This window comes from Riemerella columbina, from assembly GCF_030517065.1.
Lineage (GTDB): Bacteria > Bacteroidota > Bacteroidia > Flavobacteriales > Weeksellaceae > Riemerella > Riemerella columbina_A.
On the sequence record NZ_CP103950.1, the window covers coordinates 71,219 to 88,694 of the forward strand.

Below are 17,476 nucleotides of genomic sequence, written 5' to 3' on the forward strand. Positions count from 1 at the left end.
TATAATTAAATTTTATTTTCTTCTTCTTTTCTATTTCTCACCTTGGTATGATAGAATACATTCGGCTTGGTGCCTATTTCTTCTAACAAGAAGTATCTTCTATCATCATTGAATAATGCTCTTACCTCAGAGTTTTTGTCGTTCATATCTCCGAACTTCATTGCTCCTGTAGAACAAGCTTTAGAACAAGCGGTTTGGAACTCGCCATCTGCCACTACTCTACCTTCTTTCTTCGCTTCCAAAATCACGCTCTGCGTCATCTGGATACACATAGAACATTTCTCCATAACCCCTCTGGTTCTTACCACCACATCTGGGTTAAGGACCATTCTACCTAAGTCGTTATTCATATTGAAGTCAAACTTATCATTGAGGTTATAAGTAAACCAGTTGAATCTTCTTACTTTATAAGGACAGTTGTTAGCACAGTATCTGGTACCGATACATCTGTTGTAAGCCATTTGGTTTTGTCCTTGTTTACCGTGAGAAGTTGCCGCTACTGGACACACCGTTTCACAAGGGGCGTGGTTACAGTGCTGGCACATCACTGGTTGGAAAATCACATCTGGACTTTCGTTTGGTTCTATTAAAATATCGTAAAGTTTTGGTACATCAAGACCTCTATCAATACCTTCTTTTACTTCTATTTTCTCTTTCGCAGAGTAGTAACGGTCTATTCTCAACCAATACATATCTCTGGACATCCGCACCTCGTCTTTTCCTACGACTGGTACATTGTTCTCGGCTTGACAAGCAATGATACACGCGCCACAACCTGTACAAGAGTTTAGGTCAATAGAAAGGTTAAAGTGAGGACCGTCGGTATCATCATAGGCATCCCAAAGGTCGATTTTCCCTGCTGGGAGTGAGCCGCTTAGCGTGTGGTATTCCAATGGTTTGTTCCAGCCGTGGTGCTCATCATCAAACTTCACATTAAGGAAAGTATCTAAAGACACCTCTTTTGCAATTTCATAACGACCCATTAGAGTATTTTGCAACTGCATACCTGCAAACTCGTGTTCCCCTGATGTTTTTTCTATTTTGATATTAGAAACAGAGAACTGATTGCCATCAAATAATGGATAAGCATTCACCCCAGTTTCTGCTACTTTTCCAGCATCTTTTTTACCATAACCTAAAGCTAACCCCACAGAACCATCGGCTTGCCCTGGTTGGATAAACACAGGGACATCTTTAATGGTAACGCCGTTCACGGTAACATTAACCTTAGAACCATCTAACTGCATCCTTCCGTTCAGTTCGTTCTCAAGACCTAAATCTTGTGCATCTTTTGGAGAAATAGTTAAATAGTTGTCCCAAGACAATCTGGAAATAGGGTCTGGTAATTCTTGTAACCATGGGTTGTTGGCCTGCGTACCATCACCCATAGAAGTTTTAGTGTAAAGTTGTAATTCAAACTGGCTTGGCTTCAGTTGGTTTAAATCTGCCACTGCCGCACCAGCATTACCATCTACATAAGATAAACCTGCACCGCCAGACACTGCGTTGTAACCGTTATATAAGGCTTTGTTGAAAGAAATATCGCCTAAAATATTGGCTGCACTGGCTTTTAAATAAGTATAATAATCGTTATTGGGTTGATCTTTACCATTGGTCCAAACCAATAGAGATTCTTCAATCTGTCTTGATTTGTAAATTTTTTGGATGGTAGGCTGCATTAAGGAATAAACGCCAGTTTCAGGCATTAAATCTCCCCAAGACTCTAACCAATTGGCTACAGGAATGGCTGCCTTAGCGGTTTGGTATAATTCATCTTTTTTCTGTGCTACCGCAATATGGTAAGGTACTTTTTTGAACGCTTCTTTGAGCTCTGCCCCTTTGTGGTAAGAGTAAATTGGGTTCACATCATTAGAGATGAGCACGCCCACTTGCCCTGCTTTAAGCCAAGATAAGAACTCGTTGAATTTCTGTCCGTTAAATTCTTTCAGATAGTTGGCTTTCCCTGTGAAGGCAACAGAACCTAACTTTTGGTTGATTAAATGTGCCAATACATAAGCCCCTTTAGAGCCCTCAGCGAAGACCACAGCCTTGCTGCCTTTGGCTTTAAGTTCATTAGCGATTTTGTTAGCCACCGCATTAGAAGAACCGCCATTCAGCGCATTGTAAACCTCAACTAAAGTTTTATTCACTTCGGTTGGCTTCATTCTTAAACGCGTATCTGCATTAGCCCCCGTGAGTGACATATTAGACTCCACCTGAATATGGCGAAGCATATTAGCACCTGGTTTTTTGGCTGCTGCATAAGAAGTTTCAAGGCTTCCTGCGTTATAATTGCCTAAGAAATCCGCTTGGAAAGAAACTACCAATTCGGTTTGAGAAAGGTCGTAAACCGGCAATGCTCTCTGCCCAAACACCTCTTCTGCCGCATCTAAAGCCGCCGTGTAAGGAATGGCATCATAAGTTACCAATTCTGCATTAGGATATTTGGCTTTAAATTCGCCAAAAAGTTTCTTAAATGTAGGGCTGGCAAAAGAATGTGATAATAAAACAATCTTCTTATTAGAAGCTTGCGCCTCGGCTAAACCTTTAAGAACGAAATCATCAACTTGATCAAAAGTTGCATCTTTATCGTCTAATTTAGGCTGTTTTAGTTTATCATTATCATATAATGCCAACAATCCCGCCTGCACCCTTGCATTGGTTGTTCCTAAGGAACCTGCAACTGGATTCGGTTCTATTTTAATTGGTCTACCCTCTCTGGTTTTTACCAAAACACTTGCGAAATCATACCCATCAAAAAAGGTAGATGCAAAGTAGTTAGGCACCCCAGGGATAATGTTGTGAGGTTTAACCACATAAGGAATGGTTTTAATCACCGGAGCCTCGCAAGCCGCCAAAGTAACGGCTGCAGTAGAGAACCCTAAAAGTTTGAGGAAATCTCTTCTGCTAGTTCCGGAGTTATTCATTTTATCCTCATTACCCAAGAACTCATCTACAGGAATTTCGTTTTGAAATTCTTTCTGAGCCAGTTTCGCGTTTAGCGACGGGTCTTTTTAACTCGTGAATACTTCTGAATTGTATTTTATTTGAAGCCATTTGATACTTCTTAGTTTTCTATTATTAATAATGACATTTACCACACTCTAATCCACCAATAGCATCTACTGTAATCTTAGTGCCACTGCCGTATTGTTTTTTCAACTTATCGTGTAAGTTTTTGAAATACTCTTTATTGTACTCGTTGTTCATATCCACTTCTGTGGTTCTGTGACAGTCTATACACCATCCCATTGTGAAATCGTTAGCCATTTTAGCCACATTCATGGTATCTATAGCTCCGTGACACGCTTTACAAACGACGTCTACATTTTTAGCTTTCTTAATGACAGCCTCTCCTGCCACCACGTGCTGAGAGTGGTTAAAGTACACGAAATCTGGCATATTGTGGATTCTTGTCCACTCCACAGGTTGTGTTTTCCCCTGTGTAAGATTGTGTAGCCTCATCCCAACCTACAGCGGCATAGATTTTCTTAATCTCACCCGTGTAGAATTCTTTAGACTTGCCTTCTTCCACATATTTTCCTTTGTATTCAGAAATATTTTTGTGGCAGTTCATACACACATTCATAGAAGGGATTTCGGAAACTTTTCCATATTTAGCCCCAGAGTGACAAAACTGACAGTCTATTTTGTTTTCCCCAGCGTGGATTTTGTGAGAGAAATAAATCGGCTGTTCTGGTTGGTAACCTTTGTAAACCCCTACCCACATTAGCCAGTTCCAAACGCCATACACGGCAAGAACGGTAAGTACAGCCAGTAAGCCTTTGCCTACATAGTGGTATTTTTCATACAACTCGCCGAAAGATTTTATTCTGGTTTCGTCTAACTCAGAAAGCTCTTCCGTTTGGTTGAGTTTTACCAATTGTCTTAGTTTTACCAATAACCAAACCAATAGCGCTGCAATAAATAACAGAGAAATCAGAACAATTGTAGAATCATTTTTCTGTTTCTGCTCTGCTTTAATCGCATCTAAGCTATTGACCTCCGTAGCGGCATCAGCTGCTGCAGGCTCTTCTGCTGGAGGGTTGGTGGTGTACGCCAAAATATCATCAATATCTTGGTCAGACAAGCTCGTAAACTGCGTCATCTCCGTTTTATTGAACTTCTCATACACCTCGTTAGCGTATTTATCGCCAGAGGCTCTTAAGGCTTTATTGTCCTTAATCCATTTATGAAGCCAATCTGTACCTAAGTTTTGGTCGGATTTTAACCGATCTACCACACCGCCAAGTGCTGGCCCCACCATCTGCTTATCTAAGGCGTGACAGGCAGCACAATTGGTTTTAAATAGCGTCTCACCATTCTTTGGGTCACCGCTTGCGGCATCCTGCGCATAGACAGAAGCACCTGTTGATAGCAATAATCCTATGGCTATCAATCCCTTTTTGTAATGCTTTCTCCAACTAATCATTTATATAATCTTGGGTTATTAAATCGTTTTGAATTCTACATTCAGTTGGGCAAAAATAAGACTTTAACAGAAAATTAACAGACAGAAAGCGATGCAAATTATCATATTCCTTTAATTTGTAACCATTCTAAATTAAATAGCGTAATATTTTCATTTTTCAACTTGGTAGTTTTGGCAGTTTTAGTATTTTTGCGGAATATAAATTTAAACACAAGATGAAATCATTATCAGTCTTTATTTTCAGTTGTCTATTTTCCGTTGTGAGCGTCCAAAAAGCAACCGCACAGCTCGTTGTAAAAAAGGATACGATAAAAAATACGGAACTTACCATTACCACGGATCAAAATGTAAGTCAAGTTTTAGACAATTTGGAGAATAAATGTAAAAAAAGTAGCGCCAACAATAGTTCTAGCAATTCTTATGAAAGCAGAAACCCCGTCACTGCACCAAAAGTAAATACGCCCAACAAAGCGCTAACCAATGCCGAAATTTGCAGAAAGAATCCTCGGATTTTAGGGGTTAAAATACAACTTGCCGTAGTAAAAAGCAAAGCCGAAGCGGATGAAGTGGCGCTTTATTTCAGACGGAAGTTTCCTTATATTAAAGTACAGCAAGATGCCTCGCTAAGACCTAATTATAAGGTGCTCGCAGGGAGTTACTTCACCAAAGAAGATGCCTCCAGCGATTTAAGAAAAATCAAAGCTTTCTTTAAAAATGCTATCCCTGTAAAGTATATGATTTTCTGTACTGATGCTTTATAGGAAGCATTTAAGATATTATCAAAATAAAAAAATCGTTATAGTAGACACTATAGCGATTTTTTATGTTTTAGAAGTGTATCTCGTATGTCATTGCATCAAAAAAAAATCAAGGTAAGCAATTGACCTACCTTGACTTTCCTTTCATTTTTACTTTTTGGTTTTCAATTTATTTCTTGATAAATTTAAGCACCGTAGATTCTCCATCTCCTGTATCTACCTTAGCTGTATAAACACCTTTTGGTAATCTCGAGATATTGATTTGTCCTTTTCCTTCTATACCTGTTGTAATTACTTTTTTACCAGATAAATCATAGATATGTACCGTTGTATTCGCTACTAATTTTTCTGGCACTTTAATGTTAATTACATCTGTTGCTGGATTAGGATAAACGCTATAACCGCCATCACTATTAGCTTCTTCCGCAACCACTCCGGCATTACCTGCTATAGTATAGCCTGGCTCTATTCTAAGTGTGTAGCAAGCATTTGGGTTAGATCCAGAATAAGGATAAACTTTAATGTAGTAAGTTCCTGCTGATGCTCTATAATATAGTTTTTCGTCTGCAGTTCCTGATTTTTGAGAACTCACCACTCGGTAGCCTGAACTATTGTAAAGCGCTAAATCCACATCATGAGTTAATCCTGTCAATTTCACGGTTAATGTTCCTCCTGAAGAGAAAGAGACTTTGTAATAGTCTACATCATAAGAAGTTTCTATTGATGCATTGTAATCGGCATTTAAAGCTGTAATCTCTGTTGCTGTTCCTGTAGAGTTATTAGGCTCAAAAGCACCATTACATCCTGAAGATGATGAAGTTGTTGTGAACTGAGCACTCGCATAGTTACTTGTAGAAGAGTTACATTTGGTTTTAACCCTCCAATTATAAGTCGTTCCTGAATCAAGCCCTGATAAAATAGCGCCTGCAGATTGTACATCACTTGCTGAATATGAATAATCCGTAGCAGCTTTGTATTCCACGGTATATCCTGTGGCTCCAGAAACGGCATCCCAAAGTAATTTAGCCCCTGAAGAAGTAATATTGGTAGACACTAAGCCTGTTGGTGTATTACAAGCCGTTGGTGGCGTGGTTGGTGTATCTCCCGCTGCAGAACCAATACCTACAGCATGAAATGCATTTTTAACCTGCTTTACCTCATTACTGTTAGCACCATACAAATCTTCAGCCGATTTAATAGAATAAGTTCTTGCATCTGCATAATTAGATGAAGAAGTAAGGTAATATACATTAGTTCTGTAAGCAATAGCCGTTGCTTTAGTGATTCCTATGCCTGAAACATTGAAAGTATTGCCTAAATCATTAGTACCTCTTCCGCCATTCACAAGTAAATAGAACCAATAGTTAAGCACCCCTGAGTTAGTATGCACCCCACACTGGTCGTTAGACCTGCTTGGCACACACCCTTCAGTAGACACCCACTTAGTTCCTTTATAAGTATCTGGTTGAGAGTATTGATTAGGGTTAATCATACTTCTGAACGCCGCTCCAATTTCTTCCCCCATAGTCCAATTGGCTTGATTAGGACGAGCCCAGAAATCTACAGCTACTCCGAGAATATCGCTATACGCTTCATTCAACGCTCCCGACTCCCCTCTATAAGCTAACCCCGAAGACCGCTCTGTAACCCCATGGGTCATTTCGTGACCTACAATATCTAGAGATACCAACGGCTTGTAGCTATAGTTCCCATCACCATAAGTCATTCTACTACCATCCCAAAATGCATTAACATAATTGGTACCATAATGAACATAGCTCAGCATTTTCATCCCTCTATTGTCTATCCCATTTCTGTTCAGTGTATTTTTATAAAAATCATACACCATTTCAGAGCCCCAGTGTGCATCTGTTGCATATTGGTCCAAATAAGTATTTCTATTGTTCCAATTATTATCAGAATCTGTAAAATCTACAGCATTATAATAATTGGTTCCTCTTTTTAAATTGTAAGTTTCTATACCATTTCCGCGGGTATTATCTCTTAGTCTATAGGTACTTCCTGTATAATCTGTAACAATAGCCCTTGTGCCACTATACGCTGTGAACGCTGTTCCATTAGCCGTAGAATTAGGCATATAAGACTCTGGCAACGCTGCTACATTAGCCTCTCCTTCCGCTCCGTGAAGGTGCAATGGATTGTTACAAAAATGCTTTATCTTATCTTCAGTCCCTAAAACGGATCCATTTTCGGCATCAATATATACAATTTTTCTATCTAAAGGTTTTGCGGCATAAATATCAAATTTATACGCAAGTCTTAAATTTTCTGGTTTAAACTCCGCACCTGGCGCATAGTATACCAAAGTTCCTTCTGGTTTAAATGTAGCCTCTGGATTTCCTGTTTCCGCTTTTAGAAATTCTTCCTCTTTAGGGTCTTCCCACTTATAAGCCTCAGCACCCATAAAAGCAATTGCTAAATCCAGCGCTTTTGTTTCTGAAATTTTAGGCTGTTTTGTGGATAACAGTTGATTAGAAAAAGTTTTTACGATCTCTCCATTCTGAGAAATCACTTTATCATCTTTTACATGCTGCACCACAGAAGCCCCTTCCACAGGGTAGCCATTCAGCATTTGTTGATAGCGATAATGCGTAATCCCTACATTATCTTTTTCTGATTGGAGCAATTTTAGCTTAGGCAAATCTCTCAAAGATTTTGAGGATTCATCTAATACCAATTGTCCTAAAACAAAATCAGGAGCATTAGTGGTTTCAAAACTTAATGTTTTACTAAACATTCCTAACTGTTCATTAGTTTGATGAGCTTCTTGCCCAAAAAACAACACTGCTGTAAACAAAACAGTAGGCGGTAGAAGTAACTTTCTTTTCATTTGTAATTTTTTTTACTAAACAAAATTATTTTTTTACTAATCAAACGAACAAATATATAAAATAATATAAATAGTTTCACTTTTAACATATCAAGTATTTTTATCAATTTATTGAATTCACAAAAACAAACTTTATTTCAGGCTCATTTTTGAGTCATCTGTAAAATATTTCAATATTTTTAATAAATATTCATTTTTTAAGCCTCATTAAAATATTAATTTATAATAATTCTAAATTAAAAACACCCCAAAACAGATTAAATTTTGTTTAAATAGCACTTCATTTTTTACAAAATAAAGTCTATATAAGTTATTTACATTACCTTTGTATCAATTGACCTTAAAATTCACTAAGAAATGGCAAAAAAAAGAAAATATATATCCCAAAAAAACGACGGTAAACTCAAAGAAATTGGAAGACTCATCTTAAAATTTATGAAACAACAATCTTCCAAAATTTATAATTATAAACAAATCTCGGACGGCATTGATTACAAAAACCCACGCCAACGGGAATTAGTCATTCAAGCCCTCCACAAGCTCATCGCAGAGGAGAAAATAAAAGAAGTAGAGAAAGGCAAATATATCATCAACCTTAAAATTAAAGACACCCTAACCGGCATTATAGACTTCAACCAAACGGGCAACGCCTATGTGCGCGTGGAAGGTTTAGAGGAAGACATTTTCATCCACTCTAAAAATGTAAAAGATGCCTTGCAGGGCGATAAAGTCCTCATTGTGACCTATCATTTCAAATCTAAAAAATTAGAAGGCTCCGTTTTAGAAGTACTGGAACGAAACAGAGAGGAATTTGTAGGCACTTTTGAGTTCATCAAGCATAAAGATTTCGGTTTTGTGGTTTGTGATAAAAAGCAAATCAACACCGATATTTTCGTGCCTAAATCCAAAATCAATGGTGCTAAAAATGGCGACAAAGTCATCGTGAAAATGCTCGACTGGAAACCCAATGAAAAAAATCCTGATGGAGAAATCATCCAAGTTTTAGGGCTCCTTGGTGAGCACGAAACCGAAATACACTCTATTTTAGCCGAGTACGGATTGCCATATCAATTCCCTGAAGCAGTGGAGCAAGAAGCCAATGCCATAGACCAAAATATAGACCCTGAAGAGGTCAAAAAACGCTGGGATATGCGCTCCATCCTCACTTTTACCATTGACCCCAAAGACGCCAAAGATTTTGATGATGCCCTATCCATCAGAAAACTCAAAAATGGAAATTGGGAAATTGGCGTTCACATCGCTGATGTATCCCATTATGTAAAGCCTGGCACATTGCTGGATGAAGAAGCCTACCAACGCGCCACCTCCGTCTATTTGGTGGATAGAGTGGTGCCCATGCTCCCAGAAGTGCTGAGCAACGGCGTGTGCTCCCTTCGCCCTAATGAAGACAAATACACCTTCTCCGCCGTTTTTGAAATGAACGACAAAGCCGAAGTGGTTAAAGAATGGTTTGGGCGTACCGTAACCCACTCTGACCGCAGGTTCACTTATGAAGAAGCCCAAGAGCGCATAGAAACCCAAACTGGCGATTTGGCGGAAGAAATCCTGACCCTGAACCGCTTGGCAAAAATTATGCGAAAAGAAAGAATTCAAAACGGTGCCATTACCTTCGACCGCAGCGAAGTTCGTTTCAACCTTGATGAAAACCACGAGCCCATCGGCGTTTACTTTAAAGTGAGCAAAGATGCCAACCACCTCATCGAGGAGTTTATGCTATTAGCCAACAGAAAAGTATCGGAATTTATCTCCCTCAACCATCGCAAAGAGCCTTCTGGCAACACCTTTATTTACCGTGTTCACGATGATCCCGACCCAGAAAAATTAGCCGCTCTACGAGATTTTGTGGCGACTTTTGGTTACAAAATGGACCTCGCCAACACCAAAAAAGTGGCAGAAAGTATGAACGCTCTCCTAAAAGCCGTGAAAGGCAAAGGCGAAGAAAATATGATAGAAACCTTAGCCATGCGCTCGATGAGCAAGGCAGTGTATTCCACAGAGCCACTGGGGCATTACGGTTTAGGCTTTGAGTATTATACGCATTTTACCTCGCCAATCCGCCGTTATCCAGATGTGATTGCCCACCGTTTATTGCAACATTATTTAGATAAAGGCAAATCGCCTAACCGCGCTGAGTACGAAGAAAAATGCAAACATTGCTCTATGATGGAGCGCTTAGCCGCCGATGCCGAACGCGATTCTATTAAATTTATGCAAGTTAAATTTATGGAAAAACATTTGGGAGAAACCTTTGAAGGCGTGATCTCTGGTGTGGCAGAGTTTGGCTTTTGGGTACAAATTCCTGAAAATGGCGCCGAAGGTCTGATAAAACTCCGTGATTTAATGGACGATTCCTACCAATACGATGCTAAAACACACGCCGTATATGGAGCTCGCACAGGGCGCCGCTACCAATTGGGCGACCCTATCAAAATCAAAGTGACCAAAGCCAACCTTATCGCCAAGCAATTGGATTTCAAGGTGATTGAGTAAAAAAATTAAATAAAAATCCTCATCAGTAGGTTGGCTGATGAGGATTTTTTATCCAGTTAAAGTATTGTGCTTATTCACAAGCACTTACATCATATTTTTTCTATAATGATTAAATTGGGAGAAATTACATTCCCAAATGTTCTCTCACCCGTTTTAGCGTTTCTTGTGCTATCGGTCGGGTTTTTTCTGCCCCTTCTTTTAACTTCGCTTCAAGCTCATCGAGGTGGCTCATATAATAGCTGAACAGCACTCTTTCTTTTTCAAACTTTTCTAAAATCAGATTAAGAAGTTCCGTTTTAGCGTGACCATAGCCAAAATTGCCCGCAAGATATTTCTCGCGCAAAGCTTCGGTTTGCTCTGGCGTAGCGATGAGTTGATAAATGGCAAAAACCTTATCTGTTTCTGGATCTTTAGGTTCTTCCAAAGTTTTAGAATCCGTTTCTATGGACATCACTTGCTTTTTGAGTTGCTTTTCAGGTAGGAAAATATTGATGATGTTCCCTCTGGATTTAGACATTTTATTGCCATCTGTACCTGGTACATACTTGGTATTTTCCTGCAATTCTGCTTGTGGAAGCACAAAAGTTTCGCCCATCTGGTGGTTAAAGCGTGCGCCCATATCTCTCGCCATTTCTAAATGCTGCAACTGGTCTTTGCCCACAGGCACCACCTCTGCATCATAGAGGAGAATATCTGCCGCCATTAAAACAGGGTAGGTGAACAAGCCTGCATTAACATCTTCCAAACGGTCAGCTTTATCTTTAAAAGAATGTGCCAAGGTTAGCCTTTGGTAAGGAAAAAAGCACGATAAATACCACGATAATTCACAAACTTCTGGAATATCACTCTGGCGATAGAAAAATGTTTTTTCTGTATCTAAACCACACGCCAACCACGCCGCAGCAATTTCATAAGTGTTCTGTTTCAGTTCTTCAGCGTTTTTAATCTGCGTGAGGGAGTGCATATTCGCAATGAATAGAAAAGACTCATTATCAGAGGCTTTAGAGAGTTCTATCGCTGGAATAATGGCGCCCAACAAATTGCCTAAATGCGGGGTTCCCGTGGCTTGTATTCCTGTAAGTATTCTTGACATTTGTTCTGTTTTTATCGTTGCAAAAATAATGATTTTTTAAAAGTATTGTGGGATTTCCGCCAAGCGCTCCACTTTGATAATGCCATCATCTGAAAAACCTTCGTTTAAAGCATCAAAAAAGATCACAGGCAACCCAAAGTTTTTTGCTCCTTGGGCATCGGCAATCCAATCATCACCGATAAAAAATGACTCTGATTTTTCGGCTTTGGCTTTATCTAATGCATATTGAAACAAATCTGGGTGCGGTTTTCTCAAGCCGACCTCATCAGCGCTGGTTACGGTTTCAAAATAGGTTGCAATGCCGCTTCCTTCCAGTTTTCTACTCGTAACCTCTTGAAAACCATTTGATAGAATATGAAGGATGTAACCTTTTGCTTTTAAATCTTCTAAAAGCTGAACGGTGCCTTCCACCAGCTCATTATAGCTGATGATTTCATCTAAAAACTGATGTTCAAAAATTTGAGAAAGCTCAAAATCATCTAAGCTAAAGTGCAAGAAAACATCATAAAAACGGTGTTTTCTCAGCGTTTCTTTATCAATGATGCCATCTCGGATTTTTGCCCAAAGGTCTTCATTAATGGTATGGTAAACCTGATGAAAGGTCTCAAAATCCACATGAATACGGTCTTGGATATGGTATTTTTTAAATAACTGTTCTAAGGTGAGCCTCGCATTTTTACGATGGTCCCAAAGGGTGTTGTCTAAATCAAAAAAAATATGCCTTATTTTCATAAGGCGCAAAGGTAGTTAATTTTTTGAGAGTATAAAGACTCCTGACTTAGAATGAACCACTACTATTGATTTTGAAAAATCCGTTAAAAACTTGACCGTAGCGGGTTTAGGAAGGAGCACTTTGAGTGCACTTTTGTAAACATTATTCATAGGCTGTTCTTTTTATTTTGTTAAACGAAAAGCCTACGGTATTTATTACTTATCGGGTTAAAATTATTTGGTGTTCTTTCATCAACTTTCTGAGGTTCAGCACGGCATAGCGCACGCGCCCCAGCGTAGTATTGATGCTCGCCCCTGTTTGTTCAGCGATTTCTTTAAAACTCAAACCATCAAAAAACCTCAGCTTAATCACTTCTTGCTGACTTTCGGGCAGCCATTGGAGCATCATCAGCAAATCATCGTTGATCTGTGTCGTAATCATTTGCTCTTCTATATTCTCCGAGGGTTCACAGATTTTATCAAAAATAGAAAACTCTTCATCTTGATGACGGAGCGTGGTATCAGAGACTTTTTTGCGTTTGGAAGTCACGCGGTAGAAGTCTATAATCAAATTATGAGCAATGCGCTTAGCCCAAAGGATAAACTTGCCTTCATCTTTGTAGGCGCCAGATTTGAGCTTGATAATAATCTTAACGAAGGTATCTTGGAAAATATCATTCGCTAAATCTTCATCTAAAATTTTATAATATATAAAGGTAAAAAGTTCTTTCTGATGTTTTTCTATTAAACGCGCCAGCGCTGGCTCCTCGCCTGACTGATATTGGCGGATTAGTAAACTGTCTTCTTGAAATTTCATAACTTTACTTTTTTATCATCACGCAAAAAACCTCATAGCCCAAATCAAAGGCTAAAGCGGTTAAAGATCTGATGTTTTTTGATTAAATAGTAAAGTTTTTCCTATAAGCCATTTTTCTTACGAAGCAAATATAATATTTTTTTGTAAATATTAAGAGATTTTAACAGTTTTTTTTCATTGCTTAATTAAAACTGCGCCGTATTACGCGTGGTGCTGGGCAATGACCGTATTATAAAGTTGGAGGATTTTAGGCGCTTCGTTTTCCCAACAGAGGTCGTGGGCAGCGGTTTCCAAAGCCTCTTGATAAGCGCTTTGTCCTTGGTTTAACACTTTCTGAATGGCTTCCGCAATGGCTTCTGGCGTATGGGAATGGAGCACCTCGCCTACACGATAGCGCTGATTAATTTTCTGCATTTCTGGGAACTTAGACATCACAAGAGGCGTTCTGGCTTGGATGTAGTCTGCCACTTTATTCGGTAAAGAGTAAAAATAACTCAGCCCACCGTTTTCTTCTATGCTTAGCCCCACATCTGCAGTGGGCGTTAATTCTCTCAATTGCTGAGGCGACAATCTCCCTAAAAAACGCACCCGATGCTCTAAGCCGAGCCGTTGGGTTAAAGCTTCGTATTCCTTTTTTTTAGGTCCCTCCCCAGCGATAAGGAATTCTACATTTTGAAGATATGCCATAGCCTCAATGGCTTTGTCTATCCCTCTAAAAGGATTGATGACGCCTTGATAAAGCACGATTTTAGGTTGGTATTCTTCTTTAGTTTTTGTTATTCTTTGGCGATAAGGGAAATTCTGAACCACCACAGGCGATTGACCATAATGCTGCCTAAACCACGCCGCATAACTATGGCTGGCAGTCATCATATGCGCTACCTTTGGCAACACCGAGCGTTCCAAAAGTTGCCATACACGCTTGGTCCACCGCCCTTGGAGCGAAGGCATTTCGGTAAATATTTCGTGGCTATCATAAACCAATGGAATGCCCAATTTTTGACTCACCCAATAGTTGGGTAATAATGCGTCTAAATCATTCGCGTGGAGAATAGTATTTTTATCGGCTATAGCAAGCAACTTTTGGTAAAGCTGATAGTTAAACTCTACATACGCCCTACGGAGTATCTTAGATTTTAAAGCAATTTTACTCACTTCATACGGACGAGATACCGATGATGCATCGCCCCAGTCATTACCAATTAAATGTAAATCAGGATAATGCTGATGGAGCGTTTGGCAGACTTTCTCTATCCTTTGGTCGGTAGATAATGGACTAAACGCAGAAACGATAACCCGCATCTACGAGGCTTTTGATCCACTTTTCAGAAGATGATAAGCTTGGATAAAGCACAGAATAGCGTTCGGAATGATAATCGGCCAGAGCATACCGCTAAACACGCCATAAATCACAAAACAAATGCACCCTATTAAATTAACCAATCTGATTCTGGTAATATCTTTAAGCACAAAACTAAGCACTACAAAAAACGAGGCGGCATAGCCAATATAATTTACCAATTCTGAGTTCATATGATTTTTATTTTTTGGCAAAGTTATGAAAAAATATGCCATAAAGTCATTTTTTTAGTTTGGTAAAGATTTTGTAAATTTGGGGAGACAGATAATAGAGTATTAAAAACTCTATCCATCTTTTTTAACTTTAGAAAAGAGAGATTACCAATGAACAACAAATTTTCAGAGGGCTTAGATAGAGTCCTAAAAATCAGTGCCAGCGAGGCCAGACGCTTAGAAAGCGAGTTCTTAAATACAGAACACCTCCTCCTCGGCATCTTAAAAACTGACAATTCTGCAAGAGAAATATTACAAACCCTCAATGCTGATTTAACTCAAATCAGAAGAAAAATAGAGGCGCTCAATAGTATTGGGAATAATGCCCTCCTCAACAAAGAAACCGAGGTGATTCCATTTACTAAAATGGCTGATTATGCCCTTAAAAGAGCTGATTTAGAAAGCAGAAGCTACAAAGCAGGCCATATCAACACCGTGCACCTTCTCTTGGGCATCCTCTACAAAATGGAAGACCCAACCACGCAGATTTTAGAAGGCTATGATGTAGATTATGAAGCCGTAGCAAAAGCCTACCGACATATGCTACAACAAAACGGAATGCTCCCCAAAATGAACAATACCTATGGCGAAAGCGAGGAGCAAGAAAGTTATGGACAGAGCAGACGCCCCTCCAGCAGCGTGGTAAGCGGCAAGAGCAAAACGCCAACATTAGACAGCTTTGGGCGCGACCTAACCCACCTCGCTAAAGAAGGGAAATTAGATCCTGTGATTGGGCGCGAGAAGGAGATAGAGCGCGTTTCTCAAATTTTATCGAGAAGAAAGAAAAACAACCCGCTCCTCATCGGGGAACCTGGCGTGGGTAAATCCGCCATTGCCGAAGGTTTAGCGCTTAGAATTTATCAGAAAAAAGTTTCTCGAGTGCTTTATAATAAAAGGGTAATCACCTTAGATTTAGCCAGTTTAGTGGCAGGCACCAAGTACCGCGGTCAGTTTGAGGAGCGGATGAAAGCCATTATGACAGAATTGGAGAAAAATAGAGATGTTATCCTCTTTATTGATGAAATCCATACCATTGTAGGCGCAGGCGGTTCCACAGGGAGTTTAGACGCGTCCAATATATTTAAACCTGCCCTTGCCAGAGGCGAAATCCAATGCATTGGTGCTACAACATTAGATGAATATCGACAGAATATAGAAAAAGACGGTGCTTTAGAAAGACGCTTCCAAAAAGTAATGGTGGAGCCTACTTCCATAGAGGAAACCATACAAATTCTCTATCAGATTAAAGACAAATACGAGGAGCATCATAATGTCACTTATACCGATGATGCCATTAACGCGTGTGTGAACCTCACCGCCAGATACATTACCGACCGTTTTCTTCCTGATAAAGCGATAGATGCGATGGATGAAGCGGGTTCAAGGGTTTACATTAAAAATATGAAAGTGCCTACCGAAATTATTGATTTTGAGGCTAAAATAGAAGAAGCCAAAGATCTCAAGCAAAAAGCGGTAAAAGCACAAGATTATTTGGAAGCCCGCCGACTTAAAGATGAGGAAGAGCGCTTACAAATAGAGCTCAACTTAGCACAAGAGGCTTGGGATAAGGAAGTTAAGGAAATGAAAGAAGTGGTCACCGAAGAAAATGTTGCCGAAGTGGTTTCAATGATGAGCGGCGTTCCTGTGACCAAAGTGGGCAAAAATGAGTTAGACAAATTGGCGGAAATGGACCAAAACCTTAATGGCAAGGTTATTGGGCAAGAAAATGCCGTAAAAAAAGTAGTGAAAGCCATACAACGTAACAGAGCTGGGCTCAAAGACCCGAACCGCCCAATCGGTACTTTCATTTTCCTTGGAACCACAGGCGTCGGAAAAACCGAATTGGCAAAAGTGATGGCACGAGAACTCTTCAACTCCGATGAAGCCCTCATCAGAATTGATATGAGTGAATATATGGAGAAATTTGCCGTTTCTCGCTTGGTGGGTGCGCCTCCAGGGTATGTAGGCTATGAGGAAGGCGGACAGCTCACCGAAGCCGTGCGCAGAAAACCCTATGCCGTGGTGCTTTTAGATGAGATAGAAAAAGCCCACCCAGATGTGTTTAACCTCCTATTGCAGATTTTAGATGAAGGCTTTGTGACCGATAGTTTAGGCAGAAAGATTGATTTTAGAAATACCATTATCATCCTAACTTCTAACATTGGTACGCGCCACCTCAAAGACTTTGGCGATGGTGTGGGCTTCGGCACTACTGCGAAGAAATCTAATGTAGATGCCAATGCCAGAAATACCATAGAAAGCGCCTTGAAGAAAGCCTTTGCACCAGAGTTTTTAAATAGAATTGATGATATTATCATTTTCAATTCGCTGGAAAAAGAAGACATCAAAAAAATCATTGATTTAGAGCTGAATAAACTCTACGAAAGACTCAACAAACTCGGTTATACGGTGAGTTTAACAGAAGATGCCAAAGACTTCATTGCGGAGAAAGGTTGGGATAAAGACTTCGGTGCCAGACCTCTAAAAAGAGCGGTACAGAAGTATATAGAAGACCTGCTGGCAGAGCTTTTAGTGACCAAACAGCTCCAAGAGGGCGAGGCCATTGTCCTCCAACTCAACGAAACCAAAGATGCCTTAGAAAAGCAAAACGCTTAATTAACATCTCTTTTATTACAATCATCTTAGTTTTAGATGAAAGCCCTAAAAATATTTTTAGGGCTTTTTTTGATATAAAAATCACGACTATGTTTCCTTATCTAACCAAACGATT

9 protein-coding genes and 2 pseudogenes are annotated in these 17,476 nt (G+C 39.6%); 3 read left to right on the plus strand and 8 right to left on the minus strand.

Annotation, left to right across the window (positions count from 1 at the left end):
* Positions 1-5: 5 nt before the first annotated feature.
* Positions 6-3,057 (minus strand): annotated as a pseudogene (locus NYR17_RS00340) (TAT-variant-translocated molybdopterin oxidoreductase).
* A 24-nt stretch (positions 3,058-3,081) separates the two neighbouring features.
* Positions 3,082-4,432, minus strand: a pseudogene (locus NYR17_RS00345) (c-type cytochrome).
* Between the two features lie 215 nt (positions 4,433-4,647).
* Here NYR17_RS00345 and NYR17_RS00350 point away from each other — a divergent pair.
* Positions 4,648-5,193, plus strand: a complete 546-nt coding sequence (locus tag NYR17_RS00350) for an SPOR domain-containing protein (protein WP_302505550.1) — start codon at positions 4,648-4,650, stop codon at positions 5,191-5,193.
* 166 nt (positions 5,194-5,359) lie between these two features.
* On the opposite strand, the gene NYR17_RS00355 is transcribed toward NYR17_RS00350, so the two are convergent.
* Positions 5,360-8,041 (minus strand): M4 family metallopeptidase, encoded by a 2,682-nt coding sequence (locus NYR17_RS00355; protein ID WP_302505551.1) that lies wholly within the window; start codon positions 8,039-8,041, stop codon positions 5,360-5,362.
* A 357-nt stretch (positions 8,042-8,398) separates the two neighbouring features.
* Here NYR17_RS00355 and rnr point away from each other — a divergent pair, with 357 nt between their 5' ends.
* Positions 8,399-10,552: a ribonuclease R gene (gene rnr, locus NYR17_RS00360; RefSeq protein ID WP_302505552.1), complete on the plus strand. Its 2,154-nt coding sequence runs from the start codon at positions 8,399-8,401 to the stop codon at positions 10,550-10,552.
* Positions 10,553-10,676: 124 nt separating this feature from the next.
* Here the strand turns inward: rnr and trpS are convergent, their stop codons facing one another.
* The 5 genes from trpS to NYR17_RS00385 all read right to left on the minus strand — a co-directional run bounded on the left by trpS (position 10,677) and on the right by NYR17_RS00385 (position 14,706).
* Positions 10,677-11,645, minus strand: coding sequence for a tryptophan--tRNA ligase (trpS, locus tag NYR17_RS00365; protein WP_302505553.1), 969 nt, complete (start codon positions 11,643-11,645; stop codon positions 10,677-10,679).
* 36 nt (positions 11,646-11,681) lie between these two features.
* Positions 11,682-12,377 carry a YjjG family noncanonical pyrimidine nucleotidase gene (locus NYR17_RS00370; protein ID WP_302505554.1) on the minus strand — a complete coding sequence of 232 codons (696 nt, stop codon included), beginning with the start codon at positions 12,375-12,377 and terminating at the stop codon, positions 11,682-11,684.
* Positions 12,378-12,576: 199 nt separating this feature from the next.
* Positions 12,577-13,173: an RNA polymerase sigma factor gene (locus NYR17_RS00375; RefSeq protein WP_302505555.1), complete on the minus strand. Its 597-nt coding sequence runs from the start codon at positions 13,171-13,173 to the stop codon at positions 12,577-12,579.
* A gap of 201 nt (positions 13,174-13,374) precedes the next feature.
* A complete protein-coding gene (locus NYR17_RS00380) occupies positions 13,375-14,475 on the minus strand; it encodes a glycosyltransferase family 4 protein (RefSeq protein WP_302505556.1) in 1,101 nt (366 codons plus the stop codon).
* On the minus strand, positions 14,476-14,706 hold the full coding sequence (locus NYR17_RS00385) for a uroporphyrinogen decarboxylase (RefSeq protein ID WP_302505557.1): 231 nt from the start codon (positions 14,704-14,706) through the stop codon (positions 14,476-14,478).
* Between the two features lie 150 nt (positions 14,707-14,856).
* On the opposite strand from NYR17_RS00385, the gene NYR17_RS00390 reads away from it, so the two are divergent.
* Positions 14,857-17,361, plus strand: coding sequence for an ATP-dependent Clp protease ATP-binding subunit (locus NYR17_RS00390; RefSeq protein ID WP_302505558.1), 2,505 nt, complete (start codon positions 14,857-14,859; stop codon positions 17,359-17,361).
* Positions 17,362-17,476 lie beyond the last annotated feature (115 nt).